Source organism: Rubripirellula amarantea (assembly GCF_007859865.1).
GTDB classification, from domain to species: domain Bacteria; phylum Planctomycetota; class Planctomycetia; order Pirellulales; family Pirellulaceae; genus Rubripirellula; species Rubripirellula amarantea.
The window spans coordinates 2,911,355-2,928,872 of record NZ_SJPI01000001.1; the positions used below are offsets into that span (position 1 = coordinate 2,911,355).

The window sequence follows — 17,518 nt, forward strand, 5'->3', positions numbered from 1 at the left end:
CCGTCAGGACGCTGCGACCGTAAGGGACCAGGGAGGGATTCAATGCCAGGCGAGTCGTTCCGATTCATACACGCCAGCGATTTTCATCTCGAAAATCCACTCAGCGATCTCGATGCGCTGCCACCGCACCTGCGTGATGCGATGGCCGATGCGCCACGCCGGGCTGCATCCGCAGTCTTCGAAGCTGCGCTGGTCGACAACATCGACTTTCTTGTCTTGAGCGGCGATCTGCTCAATCCGCAAACCGCGGGACCGCACGGCATGTCGTTGTTGCTGGACTACTTCGACAAGCTACACGCTAAAAAGAAGCCCGTCTTTTGGACGGCTGGTATCGTTGATGATCCAGCCCGTTGGCCCGATGCTGTTCCGCTGCCCCCGAACGTGACGTTGTTTCCCAAGAACCGCGCTATCATGGTGCCCGTTGAGCGTGCCGGTCGAACCATCGCGATGGTTGTCGGACGAAGTAGCGATGGGCGAAACGTCTTGCACGTTCCAAGCTACCGAGTGGATCCCACCGATCATTACACGGTTGCTGTAGGCTACGGCGATGCCGAAGCGAAAGCGTTGGCCGAAGGGCGTTTTGATTTTTGGGCACTGGGTGGACAGCACAATCGAACCGAGATCGAAGGCGGCGCGGATTCGGGGGCGGTCTATTGCGGTACGCCTCAAGGTCGCTGCCTCGATGAAGACGGCGCTCATGGATACAGCACCGTCGATGTTGACGCCGATGGCACCACCCGTGTTCACGCCATCGAGTGTGACACGTTCCGCTACGTCGACATTCGCATCACGGCCGAAGAGATCGCGGCGGTCGGCGGAATCCGAAATATCATTGGTGAAAAAATTGTTCGTGCCCAACACGAAGCTGGGGGACGTCATTTGATCGTCGGCTTTGATGTCTCGATCGCTAGTGGCGAAACGATTCAGTCCGTCGGCGATGTTGAGGAACTACTCACGTGGGTTCGCCGCGAATACGGCCATGGCACTCCATCGGCTTGGACAGCGCGGATCAACGTTCGTGCCCCGCGTCAGTTTCCCAAGCAATGGACGGACGAAGACACGATCTTGGGCGACTTCCTGCGAGCCGCCGAAAAACATCGCGCCACCGAAGGTCGCGATATGAACTTATTACCGTTCACCGAAGAGCAACCTGGCTTGCCTAGCACGACCCAATCGTTGTTAGCAGAAGTCGCCAGCGACCAACGCACCGCGGTGCTTGGTGAGGCAACGCTCTTGGGTGTGGAATTACTTCGAGGCGGAAAGCCTAACTTGGTCAAGTCATCATGAAGATCAAAGACATTCAAATCGACGGTTTCGGTGTTTGGACGGGCCTTTCCGTCGATTCCCTGCCCGACGGCATGACGCTGTTTTACGGCCCGAATGAGGCTGGTAAAACCACGTTGATGCAGTTTGTTCGCGCGATGTTGTACGGGTTCACTCCCGACCGCCGCGAAAAGTACCTGCCGCCGATCTACGGGGGAACGCCCGGCGGTGCAATGCGCGTGACGGGACCGGGGGGCGGATACGAAATTCGTCGTCACAGCCAACTAACCGATTCCAACGTGACCGGTCGGCTATCCGTCACCGGCCAAGACGGATTGGCTCAGGGGCAACACCGACTAACGGGTTTGCTTGGCCAAATCGATGAACCGATCTTTACAAACGTATTCGCGATCGGCATGCGCGAGCTGCAAGAATTAAGCACGCTCGACGACACCTCCGCTGCGGACGAACTCTACAAATTGTCTAGCGGTCTCGATCGCGTTTCTTTGGTTGATGTGCTGCGAAGTCTTCGCGGTGGTCGCAAGGCGATGGTGGGGAAGGCTTCCGCGATCGACGAAGTGGAGGCCGACAAGCTGGCCTCGTTGATTTCGAAGCGAGAAAAGCTGCGTGATGAGGTCGCGAACCTGACGCGTGGCGGAAGACGGTGGAGCGAGTTAGCGTCACAGCGTCGCAGCGGCCAGCAAGAAATCGAACAATTGACCGAACGAATCGGCGTTTGGGAACGCGAAGCGCGCACCGTCGAAACCGCGACCGGTGTGTTCGAAGCATGGCGCGAGCGAGAAACGATCGCCAAAACGATCGCGAAGCGTGAATCGGAGGTCACTCTGCCGGATGAAGCGCCAGGCCAGTTGGTGCAGATCGACGCGATGATGGAGGAGCGACGCCAAAAGATCGAAGAAATCAAAAACAAGCGTCGTGCCATTCGCGAGAAGGCTTCACAGCTACCAGTGTCCAAACGCATGGTTGATCTGGAAGGCCGCATCCAAGCCGCCAGCGAACAAGCGACGTGGGTGGAAGCTCTCGAAGAACAAATCTTAAGACTCGACGACCAGATCGAGAAAGCACGAAAACAACTGGATTCGGATGCCGAGAGTCTCGGGATTGATGAAGATGATCGTGAGGCTTTAGCCCAAGGCGATGTTTCGCAGTTGCCCGACATGTCGCGCCAAACGCTCAGCGCACTATCGGGTCCCGCTCGTCAAGTCAAAGAACAAACCTTCTTGCTTAAGCAGGCCCGGACCGAAGGTGCCGACCACAAGGCTCGCGCCGACAAAATGGGTGAATCGCTGCGTTCGATATTGGACCGCGCTCACTCAAGCAATCTGCAGCAAGCGATTCGTGAGCAAACGCAGTTAATCGCGACGCTTAAGCATCGCATTCAAGTTGGCGAGCACCTCGAAAAGATCAAGCGTCATTATCGCGAACTTGAAAAAGAGTCCGTCGAACTGACCACATCCGAAGCGTTGCCCGTTGATCGATTGATCCTGCTTGCCGTGCCATTCATCGTCGGTGGGATGGGGCTGATCTATGGGTTCGCGCACGTCTTCAATGTCTATTGGCTCGTCAGTGAACCGGATCCGACATGGGGCATGCTGTACTTGTTGTTTGGCATCATGAGCCTGTTGACGTACTACTTCGGTCGCGAAAATGGTCAGCGTAGTACTTCACTGGACCTGGAAGACTGCGAACGACAGATCGATACGTTGCGAAAGCAAATTCGAGAAATCGAAGCCGAACGATCCGATATCGACAACTCGTTGCCTACCAATGGCGAATCACTCGAACTGCGACTGCGTGAATCGGAAGCGATGCTATCCGAGCTCGAATCTTCGCTTCCAACCTACCATAATCACGAAGCGGCTCTGCAAGCGTACAAGGCGACTCGCAAGCGAGCCGAAGAAGCCGCCCAAGGACTTCGCCACGCAAAACGAGATTGGTCGGCAACGCTTGAACGACTCGGACTGAGCGAATCGATGTCGCCCGCGAGCGTTCGCAAGCTTGGCGACGGATACCAAACTCTGCAAGCCAGCCGACGTCGACTCGACGAGTTGTTGGACGAGCGAGAGCAGCGTCGGCGAGAACGACAAACGATCGCAAAACGAATCGAAACGCTTTATTTGGAAGCTCTCGATGTCAACGAGGAAGCCGCATCTAGCTTGCGGGCGAATGATGACGATGACTTCGACGATGCACACGAAGCTCGCGTTGAGAACCGTAACGAAAATCGACGCGACAACCGAAACGAAAAACGCGGTGACCGCCGTGACGATCGCCAGCAAGACCGTCGCGATGATCGACGCGATGATCGACGCACTGAAAGTGTCAGTCCCTATTCACGTCATCGTGCCCTCACGGGACCTTTGGAACAACTGCATCATCTTCACGAAGAACTGTCGCGCCAGCAGCACTGGATCAAAAAGCGTCGCGATCTCAAAGAACAAGACCTGCAGCTCAAACGCCAGCAATCCAACCACCACCGTCAACTGGAACGTTGTGAGCAGCAGCGTCGTGGCCTGTGGGCGAAGTGTGGCGTAGCAACACCCGAGCAGTTCTATGCGATGGTCGACACCAAAGCGACCTTGTCAGAACTCAACAAGCAACATGAAGAGCTCGAGAAGCAAATTCGATCGATCATCGGAACTCATGTTGATCCGGAAGATGTGGCTCGCGAGATCGAAGGTGCGACCGCAACTGATCTTGAACGACGTTGGGAATCTTTGACCACGCGAATCAGCGAAACCGAAGCTCGCATTGCCGAACTGCGTACACTCGCAGGCCAACTCAGCCAGGAAATGAAGCAACTGGGCGATGACAATCGTTTGACGGTGGCTCAGTTGGAACTCGGCTGCATCGAACGAAAGATCGAATCAACAGCACGTCGTTGGCAAACGCTCGGAATGGCTAGTTGCTTGCTGGAAGATGTTTGCAAGACCTTCGAACGCGAGCGTCAGCCGGAAACTCTTCGGGAAGCATCGTCGTTCTTGGCTCAACTAACCGACGGCAAGTACAACCGCATTTGGACCCCGCTTGGCACCAACCAACTTAAGATTGACGAGCCGAGCGGCAAGTCTTTGGCACTGGAAGTTCTTAGCCGGGGAACTCGCGAAGCCGTGTTCATTGCGCTGCGACTTTCGTTGGCTGCTGCGTATGCTCGCCGCGGAGTGATGTTGCCGCTAGTTCTTGACGACGTGTTAGTGAACTTCGACCGTGATCGTGCGATCCATGCTGCTCGCACGCTAAAGACGTTTGCTGAACTGGGGCACCAGGTGATGATGTTCACCTGCCATGAACACATCGTCGATATTTTCCACGATATTGACGTTGAGGTTCGGCTGATGCCCGCCCAGGGCGAACCGGGGCGTGCAACGGTCATGATCCCTGAGGAAACCCACGAATACGAAGAGTATGAAGAAGAGTACGACGATGAGGTCGAATACGAGGAAGAAGAAGTTCTAGAGCTCGAGCCGGAACCTGAACCGGAGCCCGAACCCGTGGTCGCTGAAAAGGCGCCCGAACCGGAAACCAAAATCGTCTACATCGAACGACCTGAGCCAAAGCCGGAACCTAAGCCACAGCCTAAGCCTGAGCCAAAAAAGAAACCACGGCCAAAGGTCGAGTATGTGGAATACGAAGAACCAAAACCGGTGTACGTTGAACCCGAACGCATTCTTGAACCGGAGTACATCGAAGAGCGTGAACCAGCCATTGGTTGGGCGTGGTTCGAACGTGAGCCCGGAAGACGCTTCGAAGAAGCCGAAGAAGCTCTCGCTGCTATCACAAGCGATGAATGGATCGGCGATCACGGACCCGAAATTCCAGACGATGTGTGGAACGGCGAGCGTCGTGAACCGGTCGAGCGAAATCCGTCTTGGTGGTCGTAACTTCGTAGTTTGGCGGCCACACTCTGAGTCGTAGTCTGAGTCGTAGTCTGAGTCGTAGACTGGGGCATAGTCTGGGGCATAGTCTGGGGCGTAGACGCTCTTGATATGGGCTTAATTAGCCACCAAAAACCTCGATTTCAGAATGTTCTAGGCCGATCGACGTCGCCATCTTCGATAATGTCGATAACGCCGCTCGACCGGTACTCCCAAGGTCAACGGTCCAATCGTTGACGTACAGGTCGACATGTTTCATCAAAACTTCGTCGGCAAATTCTTGAGCGTACTTGCGCATGGTCGGAAGAGCACGCTCAGGATCCGCGAGCGCGTAATCGAGTGAATCGCGAATGACGGCTTGGACGCTTGCGGTGGTGTCACGATCCAGTTGGCGACTTGCCAAGATGCCGCCTAGGGGAAGTGGCGAATGGGTTTCGTTTTCCCATCGCGTGCCAAGATCTTCGACCAAAGAAAGCCCCTGCTCTTGCCAGGTGAAACGGCCCTCGTGGATGCAAACTCCAAAATCAGCGGATGCGGATTTGAGCCGTGGCATGATTTGGGAAAAAACGTCCTGATCTAACCGTGTTGTGTTGGGATAGAACAAGCGGAACAGCAGCGTCGCAGTCGTCAGCTTGCCCGGGCAAAGCGTAAGCTGAGACTCGTTGCGGGGCACGGTGTCCTCGCGGGCCGCTAGCAATAAGGGGCCAACACCGAATCCAAGCGCCGAACCACTGGGCAACACAACAGTAGATTCGGTCAATAACAGCGCCGCGTGAAAGCTCGCCTTGGCTACATCAAAATGGCCGTTCATCAACCCTCGGTTGAGTTCGTCGATGTCGAGCAATTGAATATCAAAGTCGAGGCCTCGCCAATCAACCAAGCGGTTAATCAAGCCAGCGAACGCAAAGGTATCGTTAGGGCAAGTCGAAATGGCGAGCTTTATTGGTTTACGTGTCATACCGTCGGCATCCACGCGTGATCGAGCACTTGTTTTGCCATCTCGGCAGTTGCCCGCAGCGCATCATCAATTCGCCAATTTGCTTTTTCTCGATCACCTACTTCGTTTGAAATACCACGAATGATCTGCAGCGGTACACCGGCGAGTGTGCAGGCCACCGCTACCGCAAAGCCTTCCATGTCCTCGGCAACCGCGCTGGGGTACCGTGCCGCCCGCGCATCCCGGTCTTGCGAATTGGCTGAACCAGCGCAAACACTCAACAAAGTTCCGGCGCAGGGAACTCGTGGGTCGAAAGTGGCGACCAACGCGATCGCATCGCTGACCTCGGGCATGGCATCGCGTGCGGCGAATTGTTTCCAGCCAATGTCCTCGGCACTTTGGAATTGGTCGCTCTGCCCCACACCGATGCCGTCACAGATCACTCGGTCAAAGCGGCAGGCAGTACCGACCGGAAATCGTTGGACATCAAACGAACCCGCGATCCCCAGCAACAATACTCGCGATGGCCGGTAACGAGCGACAAGAGCTCCGGTGCGTGCAGCAGCAGCGATAGGACCAAACCCAATGCGCTGGAAAAAAATGCCTTCGCCAGCCTCACTCGAATCGGCCGCCGTATCCGACAATTGCCGACGTAGTGGTTCGAGTTCGAGCGAAGTGGGAACAAGAATAAGGTCTGACAAGTTTGCGTCCTGAAAAGACAGATTAAAACCCACGTTGCAAACCGGGAGTCACATCGAGGTCGTAACTGGCAAACTCGCCGCGTTTGATTTTCTCAAGTGCGATCGCTCCCATCACCGCATTGTCGGTGCAAAGATTCATTGGGGCAATGGTCAGATCAAAGCCGACTGAGTCCGCGGCCGATTGCAGCCCATCGCGAAGTTTTCGGTTGGCTGCCACACCACCACCGACAATCAATCGTTTGACGTCATACTTTTGAACTGCTTTGCGACTTTTGTTCACCAACACGTCCACCACCGCCGCTTCGAACGATGCACACACATCAGCCTTGGTTTGATCCGCCAATTTCAATTTTGAAAAATCGGTTTGTCCCGGACCGACAATTGCGTAACGAACGGCGGTCTTGAGTCCGCTGAAACTAAAATCAAAATTCGGTTTGTGGATCATCGAACGCGGAAAGTCATAAGCCTTTGGGTTTCCCGACGCCGCGAGGGCCGAAACGGCAGGGCCGCCGGGGAATCCAAGGCTTAGCATCGCCGCCACTTTGTCAAAGGCTTCACCGGCCGCATCGTCAATCGTGCCGCCAAGGTATTCCAAGTCCAGCGGCGATGTGCAGTGGTACAGGCTAGTATGGCCGCCGCTGACAACCAGTCCGATGCACGGATACACAGGCACGTCGACGGCCAACTGACAGGCGTACAAATGAGCGTGCAGGTGATTGATGGCGACCAGCGGTTTGTTCCACGCAAGTGCTAATGCTTTCGCCGCGACAACGCCCACCAACAATGAACCAGCTAAGCCCGGTCGATCGGCGACAGCGATCGCGGACAGGTCGCTCGGTTTGACACCCGCCTTCTTGATCGCAGTGTCGATCACGGGCAAGATCCGTTCAACGTGAGCTCGAGCGGCAATTTCAGGGACTACTCCACGGAACTTCTCGTGCAGCAACTCTTGCGTTGCAATGCATTCGCCAAGAACCGTGCCGTCATCGTTGATGACGGCGGCAGCAGTTTCGTCGCAGGTCGATTCGATAGTTAAGATCGGCATGACGGTTGTTCTACCGTACGGTTGCGATCACTGGGAGGGTTGGCGGTCCAACAGAAAGCTCGCCACGCCAGCACCTCCTGCGGACATTTCGCTAGGACTTGCCGATCGCGTGAATCTCAAACCCGATTTTTTCGAGCTGGCAGCGATCGAGCAGGTTGCGACCATCGAAAACGAAGGCAGGTTGCTGCATGGAATCGTAAATCTGCGTGAAATCGAGTTCCTTAAACGCGTCCCATTCTGTCATCACTGCCACAGCGTGAGCACCTTTGGATGCTTCGTAGCAATCCTTCGCCACACTGACGTTTTCGGCGATCAAGCGTTTGTCTAAGTCGCTGATGTTGCCCTGCATGTCGGTGCAGGCCTCGGTAAGCGTCGCACGGATCTGGCCTTCGCTGACGCGAGGGTCATGGATCACCACCCGGGCGCGTTCGCGGATCAGATCGCGACAGATGTAAATCGCAGCCGATTCGCGTGTGTCGTTGGTGTCTTTCTTAAACGCGTAGCCCCAGATCGCGATCTTCTTGTCGCTGACGGTATTGAACATCGTCTTGACAATGCGCTCGGTGAATCGCTGTTTTTGATAGTCGTTCATGCTGACGACTTGTTCCCAATACGCGGCCACTTCGCGAAGTCCAAAGTGTTCGCACAGGTAAACCAAGTTCAGAATGTCCTTCTGAAAACAACTGCCACCAAAGCCGACGGAGGCCTTCAAGAATTTGGGACCAATTCGCGAGTCGGTGCCGATAGCGCGAGCAACTTCGTCAACGTCGGCGCCGGTCGCTTCGCAAAGTGCCGAGATCGCGTTGATCGACGAGACTCGCTGTGCCAAGAATGCGTTGGCGGTCAGCTTAGAAAGTTCACTGCTCCAAAGGTTCGTCGTCAAAATACGATCACGGGGAATCCATTTTGCGTACACATCGCAAAGCTTGTCGATCGCTTCTTGCGATTCGCCACCGATCAAAACACGGTCTGGCTTTAGGAGATCCTCGACGGCGGTTCCTTCGGCTAGGAATTCCGGGTTGCTGAGCACATCAAAGGTGGCACCGTTACCTGAGCTGGAAAGGATTCGCTTGACTGCTTCGGCGGTGCGGACGGGCAACGTTGATTTCTCAACAACGATTTTGTGGCCACTTGAAACTCGAGCGATTTGACGAGCGCATTTTTCAATGAACTCTAAATTGGCGGCTCGGCCAGCACCCATTCCGAAAGTCTTGGTGGGTGTGTTGACCGAGATGAAAATCATGTCGGCGGCTGCGATCGCCTCGTCGACTTTTGTCGAGAACGTCAAGTTGCGACCTCGAGCCTCTTGGACGACCTCATCTAGACCCGGTTCGTAGACCGGAAGATCGTCCGAGTTCCAAGCGTCGATTCGGGTTTGATTGAGGTCAACGACCGTCACTTGAATGTCGGGACATTGTTTGGCGATCATCGCCATTGTGGGACCACCAACGTAACCGGCGCCGATACAGCAGATTTTCATAGCAACAAATTGGTTGCGAAATATCGCAACCCAAACGGGGAATAAATGGCGTGAAGCCAGGACGCAAGCCAGACATGATAGTTCAGTCGCGGCCGGATGCAGGCTCGCTTTCTAAGATGAGATCCTAAAGCTGATCTTGCGACCCGGGGTTCCAAATTGCCTAATCGTCAAGAACGACCGAATTCACCTCGAGCGACTTCACGGGGCCAGATTCGACCGAAAAACCATAGGGGCGATTTTTTGTCGCTTCTGAAAACTTTTCGAGACTTCTGCGTTGTCGCAAGGGACAAAACCGTGAACTTCCGTGCTTTGAGTTTCCAAACCTCCGGCGATGTCCTCGCCAGCGTCCTGGTAGGAGTCATGGCAATCCCCTTGGCAAGCGGATGTGGCATGAACGCTGCGACCATTGACTCTATCCGTGAAGTGGTAGAGCAGTCGTCCACGGGTGATGTGTCGCAGTCAAGCAATGCGGATTCAGATTCGCCGCTCTCGGTAGCGTTAAGCAAGTTGAAAGGCGAAGCCGATGGGCGCGGTGCAAACTCGGGCGAAGATCCGGAATTCACTTCGACTTATAGCCCGCCGTTTCCCGATCGCGACAACCCGTTCTACTACCCCAGTCGCGGCGAGGAAGCTGAAGTCAACGATGCGACGGCTTCGGTTGCCGATATCGAAGTGCTTGGCTTTGCGAGTATTCACGAACCCACGGTTTTGCTTCGCACCAAGTCGGGTGTCAAATCCATGAAAGTCGGCGATCGCATCGATGGTGTGACCGTGGTTAGCATCAGAGAACCGGTGGTTGAGTTGAAGCTAGGAACGCTTGTTTGGACCGCGACGATGTTTGATCGCGGCCGATAGCGATCGCAATAGCCAGTTCGACTAATTAAATCCGCCCTCGAACCAGGAAGCCAACAATGGCGCCCGCCAGCAGGCTTAGGGGGACGGCGATCGACAACGCGATTGCAATGGCGACGGTATGAGATGGTCGCGATGAAGTTTGCAATCCGATCCCTGATGGATAGCTCGACTCGCTCCACTCGTGCAGCGCCGCTTCTGTTTCTCCATTAACGGCGCCGCTTCCCGACGCGTCGATGATCTCGCGAGGCTCGCGAAGTTGGGAGGGTTCGTTTGGCGGTGGTGGTGGCGTCCATGATTGGCGTTGTTCAGACAAATCCGTTGCCGGTGCGATGGGAGCCATTCCCGCATTGGCCCAAGGTTCCAGGCGTTCCGCGACTTCGGCCGCCGATGGGATGCGTCGAGCCGGATCTTTTTCCATCATGTCCGCGATTACATCGACAAAGTCCTCGGTCAAATCAGACGCCAAGTTGCGAGGGTGCCAGGGTGTTTCTTCGCAGTGCCGTCGACACTTCGATCGCGAATCGCCACCGGGGAACGGGACCTTGCCGGTAACGGTGTAGTACAGCGTGCATCCAAGCGAATAGATGTCGCTGGCTGGGCCGACGGAACGTGGATCACGAACCTGTTCAGGGGAAAGATAGTCAGCGGTGCCCACGATCTTGCCCGCCATGGGATCGTCTTGCAGACCCATGCTCCAGGCAGCCAGTCCGATGTCCGAAAGCTTCGCATGACCATCGGGCGTAACAAGGATATTGCCCGGTTTGATGTCGCGGTGAATCAGCCCAAGGTCGTGCGCGTATTGAAGCCCCAAAGCTGATTGAGAAATCACCACGGCCGCCTCTTCCATGGTCAGCGGACCAAGCCCATCGCGAAGGCGGTTGCGAACCATTTGCCGCAGATCCGTTCCCGGAACGTACTCGGTCACTAAGTAGTGAATCTTGCCGTCCTGTCCGGCATCGAATGCGCGAACCACATAGGGATTGTCGAGGCCAGCTTGGGTGCGAATTTCTCGCATGAAGCTGCCGCGAGATTCAGCAGTTGATTTTTCCAGCGGCAACACCTTGACCGCACATTCACGCCCCATCACTCGGTGCACAGCTTTGAACACTCGCCCCATACCGCCTTGGCCGATGAAGTCAGTGATAAGGTACGGCCCCAGCGACAGTTTCGTGCGTCCTTGACGCAGTTGTTCGGCTTGGTACTTGGTGATAATGCCGCTCATCACCAGCGTTTCTGCGACAACCGTGTCGTTATCCGTGCCGGCATGCTCGACTGCCCGAGCATACTTCCGCTCGCTCACCAAGCCACTTCGCACGGCGGCTTCGGCAAAGGTTAGCACGGTTGATGAAGAGGGTTGCGTCATGCGACGGAATTAGGATCAGTGGGTGAGGGAGACTCTGCGGACGAACCAGATCCCAATGTAGAGGCAAACAGAATGAGCACATCGGTGACTCCGTGGCTCTTCATGGGAACGTTGCACACCCCGCCTTCGCAAACCAGTGTTTCGTCCGCTAATGATTCCCGGTCGTTTCGCCATTGGTTCAGCATAGCAATCGCGGAATCGCGAAGAAGAAAACCGGTCTGGATGTCACGAAAGAATCGCAACTTTACTTGACATTGGCGTGCCACTGTTTGGATTAAGCGAACTTCAACGGCGAGTGATCCGTCGGGCTGGCTATAAGATTTCATTCCGCTGATACGAACGCTGCTCGGTGCAACGTGCGCGAACCAACCGGTCGATTCAACCGACGGTTTTAATTCGACCGAACGAATGATGGGTGGCGCAATTCGTGACATCGCTTGTTCGACCGGATGAGGAACATCGAATCCGTAGGCAAGCGAACATTTCGACTGCGTTTCGCCTTGAACATGAATCAGGGTGTCAAAGAAACGATCGCCCACGACACGGTGATAAGGATAGCCATCCGATGTGATCAACGTCTTTCGCTCGGCCTCGTCAATCACTAGGCCCAACGGAGCAACAAGACGTCGACTGCTCACTCGATGGATTTTTTCGCGAATCAGGCATCTTGGGATAGCCGAATCGCCTGAGACCGCGGCGCGAGCGGCGATGTATCGTTTCCAAGGGTTTCCACCTAGTTCGATTTTGTTGTCCAGTTCAATCTCGGTTTCCAGCAATCGACTCCCGCGGCGAAGCGTGTACGTGACCACAAAGTTCGCCAACGTTTTTGATTCATGCTCAAGCACACCTTGAGCTCGTATCACACCACGTGAGGCGGATGATTCCAAGACTTCAAGTGATTGGCACCGCATGGTTGAAGCATCGGAATCTTTGTTCGTTGCATCGTAGCCGCACGCCACCAAGCGAAGTGAAAACCGATTGCCACGGACTCCGCCGCTGTAGACTCCTGACACGCCACCGGTTTGGTCGCTGATCGCAACTTCCATGAACTCGTTATGCAGGCGGCCGCGTTCGCCAATGGTGGATGGCTTGCCCAGGAATTTATCGCGAGCCCACCGGAGAGGCGAAAAGCCGAGGTCGTCGCGTGATGCTGGTTCCGTCGATGATGCATTCGACGAGGAATGAGAAGTGACACTTGCCGTCGAACCTTCTGCGTTTGCAATCGCGAATCCAAAAGCAGGAACATCGATCGTTGCGTGGTAACGATTGCTTTGCTTGGAAATTCCATAGATGTGTTTGCCGTTGGCAATTTTCTGCGGCACGTCCATGTCAATACGCGTCGGAGTACTTTGGCAGTTCAGAACCAAACGCGAAGATGCGCTGTCGCTCGGAACGCCACCAATAATACCCACCATCGATGAAATCGCATCGTCTAGCGTCGCGCCGGATGTCGAGTCGGAAACGCTCGGAAGCGAGTTGGCGAGCAGGCCGTTCATGGCAACGAACAGTTGGTCACGCTGACTGGTGACCGATTTGCAGAACGAATCTGCCAAAGAAGAAATCGGATTGACGCTTTGGCTCGTCACGCGAGCGACGAAGTCGTCGGCCGAAGCAGGACCGGTGACCGAAAGATCACCTTGATGGTAGGGACGTTCGCCAAGATGAAAGTACTCGTCAATCTTCCAAAACCGTCCCAGGGCGACGCACCATGACGCGGCGCGACGCAAGTCACGGAAACTATCGCAAACACGGCCGGGCCAGTGAACGAGTAGCCCAGTTGAAACCTCACCATTGTCGATGGACTCGCCAAGTTTAGTACCGATGGTGAGGAATGACGAATCGCTTGCTGCGTCGATCGGCTTGGCGGTCAACGCTTCAATATCGCCGCCCGGAATAGGTAACGTCACTTTCGCTTCCTCGCCGAAGCCGGAGCCAGCCGCAAAGTTGATGGGGATAATTCCGCTGTACCCGAGCCTCGCGACTTCACCAAGCAGATCCGACGGCGTGTCACCATCGAGCCTTGCGTAAACTCGCGGAGCAGCGCCGATGCAACGCACTGCTAGTTCGTGTGACTGCGTGAATGCTGCGGCGGCGTCGGCAAAACTAAGCGTATCGAACTGAAGGTTCTTCTCGGGACCGCCAGCAGCCCAGCCCAGGTCCTGGTCACGCAAACGACTTTGCACGGCTGTTGTTGTTTCGTCGGCTTGGGAAGCGAAGTACTCGAGCGCGGATGTGTCCAGCAAAGCATTGATGGGTGTAGGCAAAACCGAGCTTTCATCGGCACTCTCGGACGCATGCAGCGGAGCGTTGGCTAGTTGCGCAATCGCACTCGCCGCCGTCGAGCCAGTCACCAGCATCAGGTCGACCAAGTGAGGGTCGGACGTGAAATAATGGTCGCGTTCTTCGGCCAAAGCGTCGAAGACCTCGTGTAACGCTTCAATCGCTTCCTGGGTTCGCTTCTCGACGAAGGCGGTAGCGGCAGCAACGAGGCGGCTTTCAAAATGGATTTGGTCGAGGTTGCTGGTGTACCGCAGGCGGCGAGTCATGATTTGAACTTGCAGCGACGTGTAAGCAGCAGCATAGAAGTCGTCGACGCCAATCGTGCGTTCAGTGTGAGGTTGGTCGCCGAAGGTTTGATCGCTAACGGGTTCAAGACCCAGAGCCGCCGCCATCTCGTCTCGGTTAGCTCCGCTGATCCACTTTGCACCGGCGGCTTTCGCTCGGTCGATGTAGCCCGGGGGCAATTTAGCTTCGGACGGCGAGGGAACCGCGATCACTCGACCGGCAAAGTCCGTAGCGTGGGTCGTGGAGTGATCGTCTAGTGAATCCACGTTCGGATTGGGCGCGGCGTCCAAATTGGGTTCGGGCGGCGCGTCAGCCCGGTACCACTGCGGAACCTGCCCGCTGCGTGCGATCAATTCCGGGTGCCAAAGCACGGTCCAAGCCGCCAAAAGGCTACAAGCGTCACGATCGCTAAGATCGGACGGGAAGTCTTCCAGCGTCGAGACAGGAATCAAGACGCAGCACTCTTGAGCAGTAGCCATGGATCGGAAAAAAATTTGACGTGTGGGTTGCAAAACGAATAGACTGAGGGGGTGAGTGAACAAAGCACTCACGTACTTATCCCCTTACTTTTCAACAACTTATCGGCCATCAGCGGCGTTACCACCCGGCAGTCACTCGAACTGCCTTCACGGCAAAATTTGGCAAACCTTGGACCGACAAGGGCGGCACAATTAATCGTAATCAACACAGCTTTGATTCGGTTTACAAGCCCAACGAGGTTCAGTTCGCAAGGTTCCGTCGGGAAGGTTGGGTCCACGAGGTCGGCAAATTCCCATTCACGACAGGGATTCACAGTCAAATTCTGGGTGTGAATTCCAGTGTGGATCACAACGTCGATCCGGGTTTCGAGGCGTTCCCCAACACCACCAAAGGGTTCGTGGCTGATTCCAAAACCGATAACCGGCAATGAAACGCAGGCGAATTGGCATCCCGAGCCTAATAAAGGGCGCGAAATGACGTCATTCTCTGTAAACTAGTGCTTTAACAGACAAATAAGACCCCCTGGGGTCACTGGCCTACGTTGACGTTCGAGGTTCGAATGCGGCGTGGGGCGACTTAGCGTCGACCAGTGGGCCACTCATTTCGATGCAGGTCCGATCGACGGGACCCATCAAAGACAATGATTTCGACGACATGAATTCGACGATGATTTCGGCAACTTTTTCAACTTTGAACTGATTCAATATGGCAAGCTCAAGCAATGGCGTTTGGGGAATTGAAGTCGGACAAACGGCTCTCAAAGCGCTCCACTGCACTCTTTCACATGGCGAAGTGATCGCGGACGCGTTCGACTTGATCGAATACCCCAAGATCCTCAGCCAACCCGAGTCGGATCCCGAGGAGCTGATTCACGACGCTCTCGTCCAGTTGCTCGAACGCAACGACGCATCCGGTTCGGACAAGGTCTGCATCAGTGTGCCGGGCCAAAGCGGTCTGGCGAAGTTCTTCAAGCCGCCGCCGGTCGAAGTCAAGAAAATCGCCGACATCGTTCGCTACGAAGCACGTCAACAAATCCCGTTTGACTTGGCCGACGTGGTTTGGGATTTCCAGATGATGCCGGGCAGCATGGTCGAAGAAGGCTATGCCCTGGAAAGCGAAGTTGGTTTGTTCGCCATGAAACGCGAAATGGCATACCGCCAACTCGCGCCATTCCAAAAAGTGGATTTGGAAGTTGACCAAGTGCAACTTGCTCCGCTGGCACTCTACAACATGGTCGCCTATGACCGGATGCACGAACGCGTCGACAACGACGTGTTCGACGTCGATAACCCACCGCCGTCAACAGTCTTGTTGTCGATCGGCACTGACAGCAGTGACTTGATTATCACGAACGGTTTTCGAATCTGGCAACGTAGCATGCCGATTGGCGGCAATCACTTTACTCGTCAGTTGACCAAGGATCTGAAGTTGACCTTCGCTAAGGCGGAGCACCTCAAACGAAACGCACGGGAAGCCGTTGATCCGAAGTTAATCTTCCAAACCATGCGCCCGGTCTTCAATGACTTGGTGACGGAGGTGCAGCGATCGATCGGTTTCTTCCGAAGCATCGACAAGAAGGCCGAGATCGGCGAGATGTTGATCGCCGGCAATACCGTGAAAATGCCGGGCTTGGCAGCCTACCTGGGTAAGAACCTTGGGTTCGACGTCGACGTCATTGATCGTTTCAATCGCCTTGGCGGTGAAGACGTGATGGCGATTCCAACGTTCCGCGACAATGCACCGACGTTTGCTGTTTGCTATGGACTGTGTTTGCAGGGTCTGGGTGTGTCGCAGGTCCATGCCAGCTTGGTGCCCCGCGAAATTCTGACCCAGCGACTCATTCGCGCCAAAAAGCCCTGGACGATTGCTGCCTTAGCCGCGTTGTTGATGGGGATGACGGGGCACTACATGTTCACTCAAAAAAGTTGGGCGACGACCGAAGACGAATTGTGGAAACGGGCAACGACTGCAGTATCAACCACTTCGTCCTATTCGAGCCAACAAATTTCCGAAGACAGCATGCTTGAAGCAAAGCTGAAGTACCTCAACCAAATGGGGAAAGAGGTCTCCGGAAACGCCGAACGGCGTTTGAAATGGCTCGAAATATTAAAGATCGTCAACGACGCGGTGCCTCGCTTGGATCCCAACGGTGGCAAGGACATCAAAAAGTATGAGGATCGCAAAGACATTCAAGTAGAACAGATCGAAACGAAGTACTTCGAAGATCTGAAGAAAGAATGGTTCACCGCGGAACTTGCTGATCGTTATCGCAGCGAAGTTCGCGACTGGCGACAAGTGATTGGAAAGCCACTTACTGAAGAAGAGTTAGAGGCACTTGAAAAAGACAAGGGGCCGACGGGACCGGGCTGGGTCATTCAGTTGACATGCTACCACTACTACAACAGCGAAGAACGAGAACGACTTGGTACCGAAGAGAACAACCATGTTCGTCGCTACATGACCACCAACTTCATGGAGAAGTCGGTCGAAGTTCCGGTGGGCAAAGATGAAAAAGGCGCACCGATCTTCGAGAGTTTTACCATGAAAGAGATGGGGCTGTCCTATCCATTGCTGCTGAACGTCGAAGAAGCGAAATGGGAAACCATACCAAATCCTGACTACGAACCAGATGACACCGCAGCGATGATGGGCGGTCCAATGGGCGGTCCAATGGGAGGCCCCATGGGCGGCTTCGGAGGTCCTGCGGCGGGCAGAAACGACAAGCCCGATGAGGATGTTGAGCTGCCCACGATCCGAGTCAAGAAACTGGACTTCATTTTCCAAGTGGCTTGGCAACCGAACGAATTGACAGACCGCCTCGAAGCAAAACGGCTCGCTGAAGAAGAAGCTGAAAAAGAAGCGAAGAACGGAAACAAAGTTGCAGCCAATTAACGACTGTTAGTCTGCAATCCCATTGCATCGACGATCATCCT

Annotated in this window: 10 protein-coding genes; 4 read left to right on the top strand and 6 right to left on the bottom strand. The window is 55.0% G+C overall.

Going from position 1 to position 17,518, the window contains the following annotated elements:
* Positions 1-42 precede the first annotated feature (42 nt).
* Positions 43-1,287 (top strand): metallophosphoesterase family protein, encoded by a 1,245-nt coding sequence (locus Pla22_RS10725; protein ID WP_146514605.1) that lies wholly within the window; start codon positions 43-45, stop codon positions 1,285-1,287.
* Positions 1,284-5,165, top strand: a complete 3,882-nt coding sequence (locus tag Pla22_RS10730) for an ATP-binding protein (RefSeq protein WP_146514606.1) — start codon at positions 1,284-1,286, stop codon at positions 5,163-5,165. The genes Pla22_RS10725 and Pla22_RS10730 overlap by 4 nt, the downstream gene beginning before the upstream one ends.
* A gap of 115 nt (positions 5,166-5,280) precedes the next feature.
* Here Pla22_RS10730 and Pla22_RS10735 read toward each other — a convergent pair whose 3' ends face one another.
* From Pla22_RS10735 to Pla22_RS10750, 4 genes are all read right to left on the bottom strand, one after another.
* Entirely contained in the window at positions 5,281-6,117 is an 837-nt protein-coding gene (locus Pla22_RS10735; RefSeq protein WP_146514607.1) for a 1,4-dihydroxy-6-naphthoate synthase, read from the bottom strand.
* Positions 6,114-6,797 carry a futalosine hydrolase gene (mqnB, locus tag Pla22_RS10740; protein ID WP_165440593.1) on the bottom strand — a complete coding sequence of 228 codons (684 nt, stop codon included), beginning with the start codon at positions 6,795-6,797 and terminating at the stop codon, positions 6,114-6,116. Before mqnB ends, Pla22_RS10735 begins: the two co-directional genes overlap by 4 nt.
* Before the next feature lie 22 nt (positions 6,798-6,819).
* Positions 6,820-7,842 carry a tRNA (adenosine(37)-N6)-threonylcarbamoyltransferase complex transferase subunit TsaD gene (gene tsaD, locus Pla22_RS10745; protein WP_146514609.1) on the bottom strand — a complete coding sequence of 341 codons (1,023 nt, stop codon included), beginning with the start codon at positions 7,840-7,842 and terminating at the stop codon, positions 6,820-6,822.
* 91 nt (positions 7,843-7,933) lie between these two features.
* Positions 7,934-9,322: a UDP-glucose 6-dehydrogenase gene (locus tag Pla22_RS10750; protein ID WP_146514610.1), complete on the bottom strand. Its 1,389-nt coding sequence runs from the start codon at positions 9,320-9,322 to the stop codon at positions 7,934-7,936.
* A 294-nt stretch (positions 9,323-9,616) separates the two neighbouring features.
* Between Pla22_RS10750 and Pla22_RS10755 the strand changes: the two genes are divergently transcribed.
* A complete protein-coding gene (locus Pla22_RS10755) occupies positions 9,617-10,177 on the top strand; it encodes a hypothetical protein (RefSeq protein WP_146514611.1) in 561 nt (186 codons plus the stop codon).
* A gap of 25 nt (positions 10,178-10,202) precedes the next feature.
* On the opposite strand, the gene Pla22_RS10760 is transcribed toward Pla22_RS10755, so the two are convergent.
* Positions 10,203-11,540 (bottom strand): serine/threonine-protein kinase, encoded by a 1,338-nt coding sequence (locus Pla22_RS10760; RefSeq protein ID WP_146514612.1) that lies wholly within the window; start codon positions 11,538-11,540, stop codon positions 10,203-10,205.
* Entirely contained in the window at positions 11,537-14,584 is a 3,048-nt protein-coding gene (locus Pla22_RS10765; protein ID WP_146514613.1) for a hypothetical protein, read from the bottom strand. The genes Pla22_RS10760 and Pla22_RS10765 overlap by 4 nt, the downstream gene beginning before the upstream one ends.
* Positions 14,585-15,290: 706 nt before the next feature.
* Here Pla22_RS10765 and pilM point away from each other — a divergent pair.
* Positions 15,291-17,477, top strand: a complete 2,187-nt coding sequence (gene pilM, locus Pla22_RS10770; RefSeq protein ID WP_146514614.1) for a pilus assembly protein PilM — start codon at positions 15,291-15,293, stop codon at positions 17,475-17,477.
* Positions 17,478-17,518 lie beyond the last annotated feature (41 nt).